General features: G+C 37.6%; 17 protein-coding genes. All 17 read left to right on the forward strand.

The genetic code is table 11. The features are described from left to right. Nucleotides 1-11: 11 nt before the first annotated feature. The 17 genes from LWE_RS03325 to fliM all read left to right on the forward strand — a co-directional run bounded on the left by LWE_RS03325 (nt 12) and on the right by fliM (nt 14,549). Nucleotides 12-800: a CheR family methyltransferase gene (locus tag LWE_RS03325; protein ID WP_011701494.1), complete on the forward strand. Its 789-nt coding sequence runs from the start codon at nt 12-14 to the stop codon at nt 798-800. A gap of 24 nt (nt 801-824) precedes the next feature. Beyond that, nucleotides 825-1,160: a DUF3964 family protein gene (locus LWE_RS03330; protein WP_011701495.1), complete on the forward strand. Its 336-nt coding sequence runs from the start codon at nt 825-827 to the stop codon at nt 1,158-1,160. Nucleotides 1,161-1,186: 26 nt separating this feature from the next. Next, on the forward strand, nt 1,187-2,026 hold the full coding sequence (gene motA / locus LWE_RS03335; protein WP_011701496.1) for a flagellar motor stator protein MotA: 840 nt from the start codon (nt 1,187-1,189) through the stop codon (nt 2,024-2,026). Beyond that, nucleotides 1,998-2,825 carry a flagellar motor protein MotB gene (locus LWE_RS03340; protein WP_011701497.1) on the forward strand — a complete coding sequence of 276 codons (828 nt, stop codon included), beginning with the start codon at nt 1,998-2,000 and terminating at the stop codon, nt 2,823-2,825. The genes motA and LWE_RS03340 overlap by 29 nt, the downstream gene beginning before the upstream one ends. A gap of 9 nt (nt 2,826-2,834) precedes the next feature. Further along, a complete protein-coding gene (locus tag LWE_RS03345; protein WP_011701498.1) occupies nt 2,835-3,335 on the forward strand; it encodes a hypothetical protein in 501 nt (166 codons plus the stop codon). 22 nt (nt 3,336-3,357) lie between these two features. After that, nucleotides 3,358-5,271 carry a transcriptional anti-repressor GmaR gene (gene gmaR, locus LWE_RS03350; RefSeq protein ID WP_011701499.1) on the forward strand — a complete coding sequence of 638 codons (1,914 nt, stop codon included), beginning with the start codon at nt 3,358-3,360 and terminating at the stop codon, nt 5,269-5,271. Nucleotides 5,272-5,283: 12 nt separating this feature from the next. Next, entirely contained in the window at nt 5,284-6,192 is a 909-nt protein-coding gene (locus tag LWE_RS03355) for a chemotaxis protein (protein WP_011701500.1), read from the forward strand. A 239-nt stretch (nt 6,193-6,431) separates the two neighbouring features. After that, nucleotides 6,432-7,295 (forward strand): FliC/FljB family flagellin, encoded by an 864-nt coding sequence (locus LWE_RS03360; protein ID WP_003724427.1) that lies wholly within the window; start codon nt 6,432-6,434, stop codon nt 7,293-7,295. A 274-nt stretch (nt 7,296-7,569) separates the two neighbouring features. Continuing rightward, a complete protein-coding gene (locus LWE_RS03365) occupies nt 7,570-7,929 on the forward strand; it encodes a response regulator (RefSeq protein ID WP_003721812.1) in 360 nt (119 codons plus the stop codon). Nucleotides 7,930-7,948: 19 nt separating this feature from the next. After that, the gene (locus tag LWE_RS03370; RefSeq protein ID WP_011701501.1) at nt 7,949-9,805 is read left to right on the forward strand and encodes a chemotaxis protein CheA; all 1,857 of its coding nucleotides are present in this window, start codon (nt 7,949-7,951) and stop codon (nt 9,803-9,805) included. A 12-nt stretch (nt 9,806-9,817) separates the two neighbouring features. Further along, the gene (locus tag LWE_RS03375) at nt 9,818-10,117 is read left to right on the forward strand and encodes a FliM/FliN family flagellar motor switch protein (protein WP_011701502.1); all 300 of its coding nucleotides are present in this window, start codon (nt 9,818-9,820) and stop codon (nt 10,115-10,117) included. 18 nt (nt 10,118-10,135) lie between these two features. Further along, entirely contained in the window at nt 10,136-10,546 is a 411-nt protein-coding gene (locus LWE_RS03380) for a hypothetical protein (protein ID WP_011701503.1), read from the forward strand. Between the two features lie 14 nt (nt 10,547-10,560). Beyond that, nucleotides 10,561-11,607, forward strand: a complete 1,047-nt coding sequence (gene fliK, locus LWE_RS03385) for a flagellar hook-length control protein FliK (RefSeq protein WP_011701504.1) — start codon at nt 10,561-10,563, stop codon at nt 11,605-11,607. A 1-nt stretch (nt 11,608) separates the two neighbouring features. Next, nucleotides 11,609-12,031: a flagellar hook assembly protein FlgD gene (locus LWE_RS03390; protein ID WP_003721817.1), complete on the forward strand. Its 423-nt coding sequence runs from the start codon at nt 11,609-11,611 to the stop codon at nt 12,029-12,031. A gap of 19 nt (nt 12,032-12,050) precedes the next feature. Continuing rightward, a complete protein-coding gene (flgE, locus tag LWE_RS03395) occupies nt 12,051-13,286 on the forward strand; it encodes a flagellar hook protein FlgE (RefSeq protein ID WP_003721818.1) in 1,236 nt (411 codons plus the stop codon). A 13-nt stretch (nt 13,287-13,299) separates the two neighbouring features. Further along, on the forward strand, nt 13,300-13,536 hold the full coding sequence (locus tag LWE_RS03400; RefSeq protein WP_008947119.1) for a flagellar motor switch protein FliN: 237 nt from the start codon (nt 13,300-13,302) through the stop codon (nt 13,534-13,536). A 20-nt stretch (nt 13,537-13,556) separates the two neighbouring features. Next, nucleotides 13,557-14,549 carry a flagellar motor switch protein FliM gene (fliM, locus tag LWE_RS03405; protein ID WP_011701505.1) on the forward strand — a complete coding sequence of 331 codons (993 nt, stop codon included), beginning with the start codon at nt 13,557-13,559 and terminating at the stop codon, nt 14,547-14,549. Nucleotides 14,550-14,551 lie beyond the last annotated feature (2 nt).

The following is a 14,551-nucleotide window of genomic DNA, read 5'->3' on the forward strand; positions in this document are numbered from 1 at the left end:
GGGGAAAAAGAATGATTCCAGATTTGGAAAAGGATTATCTTTACTTTACTCGTGTCGTCAAAAGGGACTTAGGTTTAGATTTAGCGCTGTATAAAGAAACACAAATGAAACGACGAATCTTGTCTTTTATTGTGAAGAAAAAATATTTTACGTTTGGTGAATTTTTTAAACATCTAAAAAAGGATGCTGTGCTGTTAGACGAGTTCATTAGTTTGATTACGATTAATGTTTCGTCGTTTTTCCGAAATCGTAATCGTTGGGACGTGCTTGAAAAACAAGTGATTCCAAGGTTGCTTGAAGATAGTAGAGGAAAACTTCGGGTTTGGAGTGCGGCTTGTTCATCAGGTGAGGAGCCGTATTCACTGGCAATTATGATGGAACGATCGGTTGGCACAAGACACTATGACATTTTAGCAACAGACCTTGAACCAGCTATTTTAAAGCGGGCAGTCATTGGAGAATACCAAAGCCGTCAAATGGAAGAACTTAACGAAGAAGAACGAAACACTGCATTCGTTGAAAATGGGGATACATATCAAATTTTACCTAAATACCGAAAAGCCATTCGTTTTAGGCGTCACGATTTGCTGACGGATTATTACGAAAAAGGATTTGATTTAATTGTTTGTCGCAATGTCTTGATTTATTTCACAGCAGAAGGCAAACATCAAGCATATCAGAAATTTGCAGACTCACTAAGGCGAGGAGGAGTCCTTTTTATCGGCGGTTCAGAGCAAATTTTAAATCCAGCCGATTATGGACTCGCTACATTAAATAACTTTTTCTACATAAAAACATAGCAAAAAGGAAATGGAGTTGGTTAGATGGGACGAATAGAAAACATTAAAAAATTAGCTTTTTTTGAGGACAAACCTGGACTTGCTGAACAAATTCTCATGTTAGAAAAGAAAACACAACTTTTTTTACCAAATGAATTTGAAATTAGACAAACAGTCGGCTATGAAATCGGGGATAAAGAAGTCATATTAGGTCGGCTAGAGTCATTTTATTTTCTCGCTTTAAAAGGTGTGGAAGAAGATAATTACAGATCGCAAGCATTTGCCAGTGAAGCTGATGCAAAAGCATTTTTCGTTCATTTACCAGAAATGGAAAATGAGTTAGTCGCTTTTTGGTTAAATGAAGTGGAATTAGTTCGCTGAAAAAAGTAGGTGGGAGATGAAGTAACGTGGAAATAACAACGATTGTAGGACTTGTTTTGGCAGTGATAGTCATTGCGGGTTCGTTTATGATTCAAAATATATCACTGGCGATGTTATTTAGCGCTGAAGCTTTAATTGTCATTATACTTGGGACAATTACAGCAGTTATGATGGCACACCCGTGGAGTGATGTAAAAGTAGTACCAAAACTATTTAAAATTCTTTTTACGAAAGAAAAGATGCCAGACAAAGTGGATGTGCTTGTACAATACAAAGAATATGCAGATGAAATCAGACGTAGTGGTGTACTTGCACTAGAAGACTCTGTAGACGAAATTGAAGATCCGTTTATGAAACGAGGCATGCGTTTAGTTGTAGATGGTCAGTCTTCTCCAGAATTTTTACGGGATGTTTTGGAAGAAGAAGTAGCGAGTATGGAAGAACGTCATGCTGCTTATGCCAAGATTTTCGCCTCAGCTGGAGCATATGCACCAACGCTCGGTGTACTTGGAGCAGCAATGGGACTCATTCATGCGATGGGAGAAATGTCGAACCCAGACAAACTTAGTGAAGCAATAGCAGCGGCCTTTGTTTGTACCATTTTCGGGATTTTCACCGGTTATGTACTTTGGACACCATTTGCCAATAAATTAAAAGTAAAATCACAAAAAGAAGTGCATTTAAGATACATGATGATTGAGGGAGTCGTCGCGCTTCAAGAACGAAATGCACCACGAGTTGTGGAAGAACGTTTATTATCTTTTTTAAGTCCAAAAGAGAAAGATGTGCTGCGAAATGGAAAAGGGAAGAAAACGAGAGAAGTGGAGGAAACAGAGCGTGGCCAAGCGTCGCAAGAAACCGCATGAGGAACACGTTGATGAAACGTGGTTAATTCCATATAGTGATTTGCTGACTCTTTTACTTGCTCTATTTATCGTTCTATTTGCCTCCAGTTCAGTTGATGCAAAAAAATTCGAACAAATGGGAAATGCGTTTAAGAAAATTGTGGAGGAAGGCGCGGCTGGAAATCAAGCATATGTATCCAAAGGAAAAGGACCAGATGATCCAAATGTGAATGCAGTTTTGAAGGCGATGGATGAGCAAGATAAAAAGAAAGATGCAAATGAACAAGAGAAAGCCAAAAAAGCAGCAGCAGCCCTACTTAAAAAGCAAAATGAAGAAAAGATTGAAGCGTTTAAAAAACAAATCGATAGCTATATTGCAGCTGAACGATTAGGAGCAAAAATGACGACGAAATACTCGGATGAAGGGCTTTTGATTACCATTCGCGACGATATTTTATTCCAGTCGGGTAGTGCAGAATTAACAGCAGGAAAACGTGAAATAGCCAAAGAAATTGGGGAACTATTTGCTCAAGGGAAGGGAACGATGGAAGGTATTGTTTCAGGACATACTGATAATGTTCCGATTAGTACATCAATTTATTCTTCCAACTGGGAATTAAGTGTCGCGCGGGCGGTGAATTTCATGGAAGCGATTATTCAAGAAAACAGTGAAGTGAACCCAGGTGAGTTTAGTGCTCGCGGCTACGGAGAATTTAGACCCGTCGCAAAAAATGATATCGCAGCAAATCGCGAAAAAAATCGGCGTGTTGAAATTATGGTGCGACCAATTAATCGCGATACGCTTGATGAAGATAAGTAGGTGAATGGATTGCAACTTTTTTTAAGTGGTTCGCATACATTAACAGATTATGATAAACAAGAAATACAAACATATCTAGAAAAATTTGCACCAGTAAATCATATTCATTTGCTTTGCTATAAATCAATTGAAAATGAAGTATTACAATTTTTTCTGAAAAAAGAGCATTTGGCACCTCGTTTGTCGATTTATACTTTTGCTCCAAAAGAATGTTTACCAGAACCTTTTTTATCCACGATAGACTACTTAGAACGTTTAGGCAGTAGTTATCAATCGTTTGGTTATTTTGACACAGTGATTACAAAGTCGACATATGAGAAATTTTTAGCACAAATTGTTAGTAAAATGGATTTGGTTTGTTGTTTTTATAACGGGGATAAGCCGACTGATGTCATTCCAGTCGATGTAGCGAAATCGTTCGATGTACAAAGTATGATTTATGATTTGCCAAAAGCGAAGAAACATCTATTACATCGAACCAGTAGCGATAAAATAAAATTAGTGAATTAATTGATAGAAAGAGGGAAGATTCATGCGGCCGTTAATTTCGATTTGTATGATAGTCAAAAATGAAGCACATATTTTAAGACAAAGTTTAGCGTCTTTTAGAAAATTTACAGAAGAAATCATTATTGTAGATACAGGTTCCACTGACGAAACCAAGGAAATAGCAAAAGAATTCACTGATTTTGTCTATGATTTTGAATGGACAGGCAACTTTTCTGATGCAAGAAACTTTGCGGCTAAACATGCAACGGGAAAATGGATTTTAGCCATTGATGCAGATGAATGTTTGGAAGAAGAAAGTTACCTTCAATTAAAAAAACAATTGAAAGCCCCTACAGAGCCTATTCAGATGGCACAAATTATAAGTTTTACAGGAGAAAAAGGACGAGTAACAACGACGAACCAAATGGCGCGTGTCTATAAGAATGATGGAACTATTTGTTTCCGCGGAGTGATCCATGAACAACTGGAAGGAATAGACAAACATGCAGTTGAAACGGGATTTGCACCTGTGAAAATTTACCATTATGGTTATATGTCGGAAATTGTAGAAAAACAAGGAAAGTCAGACCGCAATTTACGTTTATTAGAAAAAGAAGTAAAAAATAATAAAAATAGTGGATTTGTGCACTTTAATATTGGTCAAGAAATGAATCGTCTTGGTGATAAAAAAGAAGCATTGAAAGAATTCACTAAAGCATTTCGGTTGCGTGATAATAATCAGTATATTTGGGCTAAATTGAGTGCCTACCATATTTCCGAACTACTTGAACAAGAAAAACGATATGAGGAAAGTTTGGCAATTATTGAAGAAGCAAAAGTCATTTGGCCAAATGTGCCAGAATTCCCACTTAAAAAGGCAAACATTTTATATTTACATCATCAATTAGAAGATGCTAAAGAAATTTATCATAGTTTACTTGATAATAAAGTAATCGATTATCAACCCATTGTTTTGTATGAAGCAACAAACTTTATGCCACATAAAATGCTTGGAACAATTTATCTAGAGGAAAAAGATTATACTCGAGCAATGACTCATTTTTCCAAAGCTTATGCTGAAAATAGTTCTGACTATGGTGTCATGTTCCAAATGATTATGCTACTGAGCAAATTCCATCAACCGAAAGAGATTTTTGCATTTATGGAACGCCATAACTTTATTTCTAGTACGGAAACGGGTTTACGTTTACTTTCGATGACAACGCAACAAGGTTATGCTGAACTTTCCGAACTCATCGTTCAGTCGCTAACCGATGTGTATCCTCCAGTCGCAGAAGCAACAGAAGTGAAAATCGCTACAATTCGTAATGTATTCCCAGTAATTAGCGAATCAGCTATTGTTTTTGGAATCAAAGAGGAATTAATTGATGCGGCCGACTTATGTTTATGGCATTACGAAAACCCGCAATTACCAATCGAACGCGTCATGAAAAATAGTGATGTTGGCGATATTTATAATTTTATCTTTGAAAATGGTCCAAGAATTAGCAAAAAACGCTATTTGTTCGTATTAGAACGGGCAATTGCACTCGGAAAAGGCGAGTATGCTGATTACTTATTAGCGCTTCGAAATGTTTATCATGATAGCATTAACAGCCATATTGCTGACCTGTTTTTCCAATATGATTTTGCGGATATAGCGCTTGATTTTTATAATATCGTGGATGCAGACGAAGTGACAAAAGAAGGCTATATCAACCTAATCAACTACTTAATGGATGCTGATGTAATGGATGAAGCACTTTCAATTGCGGAGCGTGGCATAGATAATTTTAGTACGGATTTCCGTTTTTACCTTTGGACAATCAAAATTGATACTGAAAACCGCGCCAATCGTATTAGCGAAGCAATGGATGAATTTCCAAATAATCGTTATTTAGCAAAACTGTTAGATGAAGTGAGTGTGTTTCAAGATACTGCTACCAACAATCGATAGGAGGCCAGTAATATGACAGAAGAAAAAGGAATTTTACTACAAAGTGGGACAAATGAATTAGAAATCGTTACATTTACAGTTGGCGAAAACTTATTTTGCATTAATGTTTTAAAAGTGAAAGAAATTATTCATCCGCTAGAAGTGACTCCTGTACCAGATTCAAATCCGGCAATTGAGGGTGTTTCGCAAGTTCGAGGCGAAATTATGCCAGTCGTAAATCTTGCACGCGTAATGAAATTACCAGAAATCGAACCAGAAAACACCAAATTTATTATTACAGAGCTAAATCAAATGAAAATTGTTTTCCGGGTTGATGAAGTGCACCGTATTCAACGTATTTCTTGGGAACAAATTGAAGAACCAGAGAAACTATCGATTGGTTTAGAAGAATTAGCTGTTGGTATCGTGAAACTAGATGGTAATTTAGTACTTTTACTTGATTATGAAAAAATTATTTACGAAATCAGTGGAAATGCCGATTTTGCAGTGACTGGTGAGGATCGTATTACTCGAAAAGTTAACCGCGAAGAGAAGACAATTTTTATTGCCGAAGATTCACAAATGCTACGACAATTGCTTGAAGATACGCTACACGAGGCAGGTTATACAAATCTACAGTTCTTTGCAAATGGTCGCGAAGCAAAAGAACATATTTTTAAATTGCTCAAAGAACAAAAAGAGCGAACGTTTGAAAATGTTAACTTGTTAATTACTGATATCGAAATGCCACAAATGGATGGACACCATTTAACCAAAGTGATTAAAGAAGATGAAATTGGTCGCGAATTGCCAGTAGTTATTTTCTCTTCGTTGATTACAGAGGATCTTGAACATAAAGGTGCTGGTGTCGGAGCAGACGCACAAGTAAGCAAACCAAATATCCATCAGCTTATTAATATTTTAGATGAGCTAGTTTTATAAAAAGAAGTGTTTGGACAAGTTTTTCAGTCCAAACACTTCTTTATTTTATTTAAAAAAATAATTTTATGAAAACGTAAAAACGTTGATATAAAAGCGTTTATTCATTTTTATATAAATAAAAACAACTTATTTTTACATTTTTAATAAAAAACATTTGATTTTTTAAAAAAATGAAGATATAATAAAGCATATAGAGAAGAGAAGTCTTTTCTAAACCGAAATGTAGGAGGGAAACACAAATGAAAGTAAATACTAATATCATTAGCTTGAAAACTCAAGAATATCTTCGTAAAAACAACGAAGGCATGACTCAAGCGCAAGAACGTTTAGCATCTGGTAAACGTATTAACAGTTCTCTTGATGACGCTGCTGGTCTTGCAGTTGTTACTCGTATGAACGTTAAATCTACAGGCTTAGATGCAGCAAGCAAAAACTCATCCATGGGTATTGACTTGTTACAAACAGCGGATTCAGCTCTTAGCTCCATGAGTTCAATCTTGCAACGTATGCGTCAATTAGCAGTACAATCTTCAAACGGTTCATTCAGTGACGAAGATCGTAAACAATATACTGCTGAATTCGGTAGCTTAATCAAAGAACTTGATCACGTTGCTGACACTACTAACTACAACAACATTAAACTTCTAGATCAAACTGCTACAGGTGCTGCAACTCAAGTAAGCATCCAAGCATCTGATAAAGCGAATGACTTAATCAATATCGATCTTTTCAATGCTAAAGGTCTTTCTGCTGGAACAATCACTTTAGGTAGTGGTTCTACAGTTGCTGGTTATAGTGCATTATCTGTTGCTGATGCTGATTCTTCTCAAGAAGCAACTGAAGCTATTGATGAATTAATTAATAACATTTCTAACGGTCGTGCGCTTCTTGGTGCTGGTATGAGTCGCCTTAGCTACAATGTATCTAACGTGAACAACCAATCCATCGCAACAAAAGCATCTGCTTCCTCTATTGAAGATGCAGATATGGCTGCTGAAATGTCCGAAATGACTAAATACAAAATTCTTACACAAACATCAATCAGCATGCTTTCTCAAGCAAACCAAACACCGCAAATGTTAACTCAATTAATTAACAGCTAATAACATATCAAATTCATTTATCGAACATTGTTTACCCTTAGCCTCTCGTCACCCCGGACGAGGGGCTTTTCTTTTTATTTATAAAAATATTTTCAGATTGAAATTAAGACATAGAGCCAATGTTAGGATAATTAATTATTTTTCAATTAATTTTATTATAAAAAACCGATATTTTTTAAGAAAAAGGTAGAAATTGTCTTGTTTTTATTATAAAATGATATTATGCGATTTTTTTAAAAAATATTTATAGGTATAAGAATGGGAGTTGTATTTTATGTTGAAGTTGTTGATTGTCGACGATGCGATGTTCATGCGTACGATGATTAAAAATATCGTGAAAGATAGCGATTTTGAAGTAGTTGCAGAAGCAGAAAATGGACTAGAAGCAGTCAAAAAATATGATGAAGTAAAACCGGATATCGTTACCCTTGATATTACGATGCCGGAAATGGATGGCTTAGAAGCACTTGCCCAAATTATGGCAAAAGATCCATCGGCAAAAGTGATTATGTGTTCGGCAATGGGGCAACAAGGCATGGTGGTTGATGCAATTAAAAAAGGTGCCAAAGACTTTATTGTAAAACCTTTCCAAGCGGACCGGGTTTTAGAAGCATTAGAAAAAGCAGCTAAGTAGAGAAATGGAGATGGGTAGCATGACTACAAATATGTTAGACCTGTTTATAGAAGAAGCGTCAGAACATTTACAGGCGCTAAATGATAATCTGTTACAGCTTGAGAAAGAGCCAACGAACGGACAGTTAGTAAGTGAGATTTTCCGTTCAGCACATACGTTTAAAGGAATGTCGGCAACAATGGGATTCCAGCAGGTGGCTGATTTAACGCATGCAATGGAAAATGTACTAGATGAGGTTCGTAATAATCGATTGGCTGTAACAGAGCATTTGGTAGACATTATTTTTACATGTACATCTCATTTGGAAACAATGGTTTCAGATATCCAGCACGGCGGACAAGGCGCTGCGGATATTACAAAAACCGTAGCCGACTTAGAAGCACTCCTACATCCAGAACAAGAAGCTGAATTAGTTGTAGAAAAAACTTACCGCATTCAGATTCAAATTGAAGAAGCAGCCATTTTGAAAGCAGTCCGGGCAGTGATGTGTTTAGAACGACTTGCAGAGATTGGAATTATTTCGGAAACGCTGCCAGATAGAGAAGCGATTGAGCTAGAAGAATTTGAGCACACTTTTGAAGTAGTTTTAGAGTCGGCCCAATCAAAAGAAGAAATCGAAGCAGTTATCCTAGCTATTTCTGAAATCGAAAAAGTGATAGTGACCGAAGAAGTGGAAGAAGTTCAAATCATTGAACCAATCAAAAAAGCCGCAAAACAAACAACCAAACGATTAGAAAATAAAACCATTCGTGTACAACTTGAAAAAATCGAAAAGCTAATGAACGTTTTTGAAGAAAGCGTCATTGAACGGGCGAGAATTGATGAAATCGCAGAAAAAACGAATAACAAAGAATTGATGGAACATCTAGGACGATTCAGTTCCATCTCCAAAGAAATTCAAAACGGCTTACTCAATATGCGAATGGTTCCAGTGGATAGTGTTTTCAATCGCTTTCCAAAAATGGTACGCACGCTAGCCAAAGAATTAGGAAAGAAAATTGATTTAGTAATTGAAGGTGCAGATACAGAAGTCGACAAAATCGTTATTGATGAAATTGGCGACCCACTTGTGCACTTAATCCGTAACTCGGTAGACCACGGTGCAGAAACTGTCGAAGTAAGACGTAAGAATGGTAAAAATGAAACGGCCACTATTAACTTGAAAGCCTTCCATAGTGGTAATAATGTTGTTATTGAGATTGCTGACGACGGTGCTGGGATTAATAAACGTAAAGTATTAGAAAAAGCAATTACAAAAAATGTGGTCACAAGAGCTGAATCAACGAAAATGACCGATGCAGAAATTTTTGATTTACTATTTGATTCCGGTTTCAGTACTGCGGACCAAGTATCTGATCTTTCTGGACGAGGTGTTGGTTTAGATGTTGTTCGTAATACGATTCTTAAAATCGGCGGGAAAATCAGTGTAGAATCAAGTGAAAATGCGGGTTCGACCTTCCGAATTGAGATTCCATTGACATTATCCATCATCCAATCGATGCTCGTTGCAACATCAGAACGTCGCTATGCAGTACCGCTTGCAAATGTAGCTGAGGCAATTACGATTAACCCAGCAGATATCCAACACGTTCACGGCAAAGATTTAATAAATTACCGTGAAACGATTATCGAAGTACTTGATTTAGGTCAGTGCTTCCATGAAACGCCTTTAAAAGATACGGATGAACTACTTTTACTCGTTGTCAAAAATGCCAAGCGAACTTTTGGACTAATTATTAAAGATATTATCGGTCAACGGGAAATTGTTTTAAAAACACTTGGTAGCTTTTTCAGCGAAAGTCAGATTGCCTTTTCTGGGGCAACGATATTGGGCGATGGCCGCGTTGTATTAATTTTAAATTTAGAAACATTTTAAGGAGGGACCATGATGGAACAAATATTTCAAGTAGAACTTCCTGAATGGGAACCGAAAGAAACAACCCTAGAAGGACGCGAAAAAGGTTCTATTCGCCAAGTGGATAATATTGGCGTTAACTTAATCGTCCGTCTCGGAAAAAAAGAAATGCCAGTCGGGGATATCGCTGAATTAAGCATTGGCGATGTCCTTGAAGTGGAAAAAAAACCTGGACACAAAGTCGAAATCTTCCTTGACGAAAAAAAAGTTGGTATCGGTGAAGCTATTTTGATGGACGAGAATTTTGGGATTGTTATTTCAGAAATCGACTAAAGAAAGAAGGCAAGCGATTTGAAGCAAGAGGCTTATAACGCAGTGAAGATGAAAGTGGACCAAGAGAAAATGGCCATTTTAAAAGAATTACAATTATTACTGTCCAAACGGGGAAAAGTCACAGAAAAATTAGCGCACGAAAAAGAAGTCTATTACTCTAGAACAAAAAAAGAAAGACTCCAAGTGGCGGTATTAGCCGGAAGCATGCAACTAGATGCTTTTTCGCCTAGCCGAATTCAACAAATGGAGCGAGAAATCCACCAAATTAGCCAGTACATTAAGAGCAATGAACAAATCTTAGAACAGCTTGAGGAAAAAGGAAAACAAGCGAAAAAAATGTACGATGACACACGAAAGAAATGGCAACAGCTTGAAAATAAAAGAGAAGAACAAACATTACGCGATTTAAAAATGGTGCTATTAAAGTAAAAGGGAGGAAAGTCATGCTAATCCCAGATAATTTGCTACAACCACTTGTCGGAAAAAAACTGATCGAACCAAAAGAAACGTTAGCAGAAGAATTAGTTGAACTACCTTTTATTTCCCTTTTAATGGAAAATAGTCCTGCACCGCTGTTAAAGGAAGACTCGGAAAACTTAGCACAAGTTAGCCCGCCGTTAAAAGCAATCGCCCAACCACTCGTTTCAGCAAAACTACTTGAAGGTGAGCAGGAGACAAAACTACCGGATGCGCCACTTGAGCTGAAAGAAGTGAAAGAAACACTTGCGGCAATCGCCAAACAAGCAATTGACCAACCCAAAATAGAAAGTGCCCCGCAAGTTGTACAGACTCCAGTAACAAATACACCGAAAGAAGCCACAAAAAATGCTACCAGAGAGCAACAACCGCCACCAGAACTTATCATGCCTACAAAAGAATCACCTAAACTAGCAGAAAACGTGGCAAAAAACCAACCAGTTCTAGCCAAACTACCTCAAGAAAAAGAAGTCGTGCAACTTTTCAAAGCGAGCATTAAAGAACCGGTAACAGCAAAAGAAGAAGTTGCCGTCAAAAAGTCCGCAGAATCCAGCAATATTTGGCATGATACGGCTAAACAGCTCACACCAACCGCAAAAACCGAAGTCCCAGTGACATTAAAACAACTCGATAAAAACATCACGGACCAAATCGAACAGTTGCAAAAATTTCAAGTAAAGCAAAATAAAGCTTTTTTCGCGATTCAACCAGAATCACTTGGAAAAGTAGAAGTTTTGCTTAAAAAAATGCCTGATAAAATATTTGTACATATCGAATATCAAGAACAAACAGCGAAACAAAAACTCGAACAAATGGCGCAAGATTTACATAATCGCTTTCGTGACCGAGGTGTGGAAGTAGCCGTAACAATGTCCGAAAAACAAGCGCCAAAAGAAAACGGCCAAGGATCAGAAGGACGACACCAAGGCGAATCTAAGAAAGAGAGAGAACGCGAAAATCCGCATCAAGAAAGAACCAAACAAGAAGCATTTGATTTAGAGGAGGAGACGTAATTTGGACGGAATTAGTAGTTTATCTGGAGCAAGTCAGGATACAAATAATGCAGTGACATCTAGCGTATCAAAAACACTTGGGAAAGATGATTTCATGAAACTCTTTTTAACAAGCTTACAATATCAAGATCCCTCAAGCCCACTTGATACGAATGAAATGATGTCACAAATGGCGCAACTTTCCTTAATGGAGCAAGTTGCCAATATGACAACTGCCGTAGATAAACTTTCTGAACAAGCACAAAACTCAGCCTTGCAATCAGCGGTTAATTTCATCGGTAAAGATATAAAAGGTGTGTCACTAAACGGCGAAGTAATCAGCGGAAAAGTCGAAAGCGTTCAACAAACGACAAACGGTGTCATGCTGAAATTAAAAGATAATGATAGCCTTGTGCCAATGACTTATGTAACTGAAATTAATTAAAAATTTGGGAGTGTGAATTATGAATCAAACTATGTATACAGCTATTTCTGGGATGAATGCGTTCCAACAAGCATTATCGGTGACATCAAATAATATTGCCAATGCCAACACGACAGGTTATAAAAAACAAAGCGTCGTTTTCAATGATTTACTTTACCAAAACACTATGGGATCTGTTGCAGGTGGACTTTATGCTGGGACAAACCCAATGAGCTTCGGTTCCGGTTCAAAAATTGGTGCGATTTTAACAGATTATACAGCGGGTTCTCCGACATCCACTGGTAGAAATAAGGATGCAGCACTACAAGGTCGCGGCTTTTTCATTGCTGGCGATAATGCTGGTGGCAATATCGTTTACACACGTGATGGTAGTTTTGCAGTGTCTGACAACAATTACTTAACAACCCAACAAGGGAAATACGTAATGGGCTACGCAACGGACAAAAATGGCAACGTTTTAAACGGCAATTTACAACCAATTCAAATCCCGCTAAATAGCGCGATTCCCGGTGAAGCAACAAAAAATGGTAGCTTAAGCGGTAATATTCCACTTGATTGGGGCGAAAAAGATACGATTTCTTCCGAGCTTTCTGTATATGATAATGCAGGTGGGAAGCATAAACTTCAAGTCAATATGAAAGCTGCTACACCAGACGCAAGCGGCAATGTTTCGTACGAATATGAAATCCAAATGGACGGAAAAGCTTTAACTCCTCCAGTGACAGGAACACTTAACTACAATGCGCAAGGCGAATTAACAAACCCTGACGCACTTAAAAATATTCAAATTAATTCCACAGTAAATGGCAAACAAGTCAATATGGGCTTAAACCTAAGTGGCTTAACAAACTATGGGACAAACCAAGTATTCTCTCCAACTTCCGATGGAAAAGGTGCTGCAACAGTAAAAGATTATGCAGTAACAGATTCAGGTTATATTGCAGTAAGTTACTCAGATGGTACAGTTATTCCCGTTGCTCAACTTGCAGTTGCTACTTTCTCCAATGAAGACGGCTTAGTTAAAATGGGGAACGGCGAATATGTTCCAGGTTTATCTTCCGGAGATGCAGTATACGGCGTTGCTGGTCAAAATGGTGCTGGCGGAATTAGCGGTTCTTCATTAGAAGGTTCCAACGTAGATTTATCTCGCGAATTCGTTAATCTAATGACATATCAAAGTGGTTTCCAAGGGAATACAAAAGTTATTCGTGTTGCGGATGACGTGATGAAACAAATTGTGAACTTGATTCAGTAGGGAGTTTAGCTAAATGAAAATTAATCATAATATTCCACTCAGAATCGACTTCGAGCTAGGGCGCACAAAACAGCCAGTTGGTAGTTTGTTAGATGTAAAAAAGGGAACCGTTTTTCGGTTAGAAGATTCCACAGCTAATGTGGTTAAAATTACTATTTCTGGCAAATGTATCGGTTACGGCGAAATTTTGACTAAAGATGGCAAAATGTTTGTCAAAATAACCAAATTAGGAGAGGGAAGTTCTTCATGAGAGCTAGGGAGTGACAAAAAATGAGCGATAAATTAAGTCAAGAACAAATTGACGCCCTGCTTTCCCAAATGAGTGAAGGTAAGGTAGTCGATGAAAGTACGGAAATTGGCGACTTTGGGCGCTTTCATCCCTATGATTTTCATAAACCAGAGAAATTTGGTGCTGAACACCTCGAAAGCTTAAAGACAATTGCCTCCGCATTTACGAAAAAAAGTATGGAGTTTATTTCTCAGCGAATTCGGATTCCAATTCATACCGAAGCAACTCTTGCGGATCAAGTTTCCTTTGCGAGCGGCTATATCGAAACAATGCCGAACGATAGTTACATTTTCTGCATTATTGATCTCGGTAATCCGGAACTTGGTCAAATTATTATTGAACTTGATTTAGCCTATATCATTTATATTCACGAATGTTTATCAGGTGGAAATCCAAAACGAAAATTAAGCGAGCGCAGACTTTTATCTGTTTTTGAAGAGCTGACGTTGAAATCTAATTTAGAAAAATTTTGCGAAGCGCTTAGGGATAGTTTTAAATCGGTGCATCCAATCTCACCAGAAATCGTTAATATCGAAACCAATCCAGCACTGCTTCGAGTAACGTCACCAAATGACATGATGGCGCTTGTCAGTGTGGATATTAAATCGGAATTTTGGATTAGCACAATGCGCATCGGCGTCCCATTTTTCTCAGTAGAAGAGATTATGAATAAACTTGAGAATGTCGTAGAGTACACATTTGATAAACGACGGAATTTTGATGCGGAAGTGGAGCAAGAATTACATCAAGTTGAGAAAGAAGCGCGCATTCGTGTGGGTGAAATTAAAACAACATGGAAAGAACTTAACATGCTAGAAGTTGGAGATGTACTTCTAACAGAAACCCATATACGCGATACGCTCAAAGGCTATGTCACCGAGAAATGGAAATTTGAATGTTATATGGGAAAAAGTGGTAACCAAAAAGCCGTTAAATTTATGCGTCATACCGGGCGAACAGAGCAGGAGAGGTAGAA

The sequence above is a fragment of the Listeria welshimeri serovar 6b str. SLCC5334 genome, assembly GCF_000060285.1.
GTDB classification, from domain to species: domain Bacteria; phylum Bacillota; class Bacilli; order Lactobacillales; family Listeriaceae; genus Listeria; species Listeria welshimeri.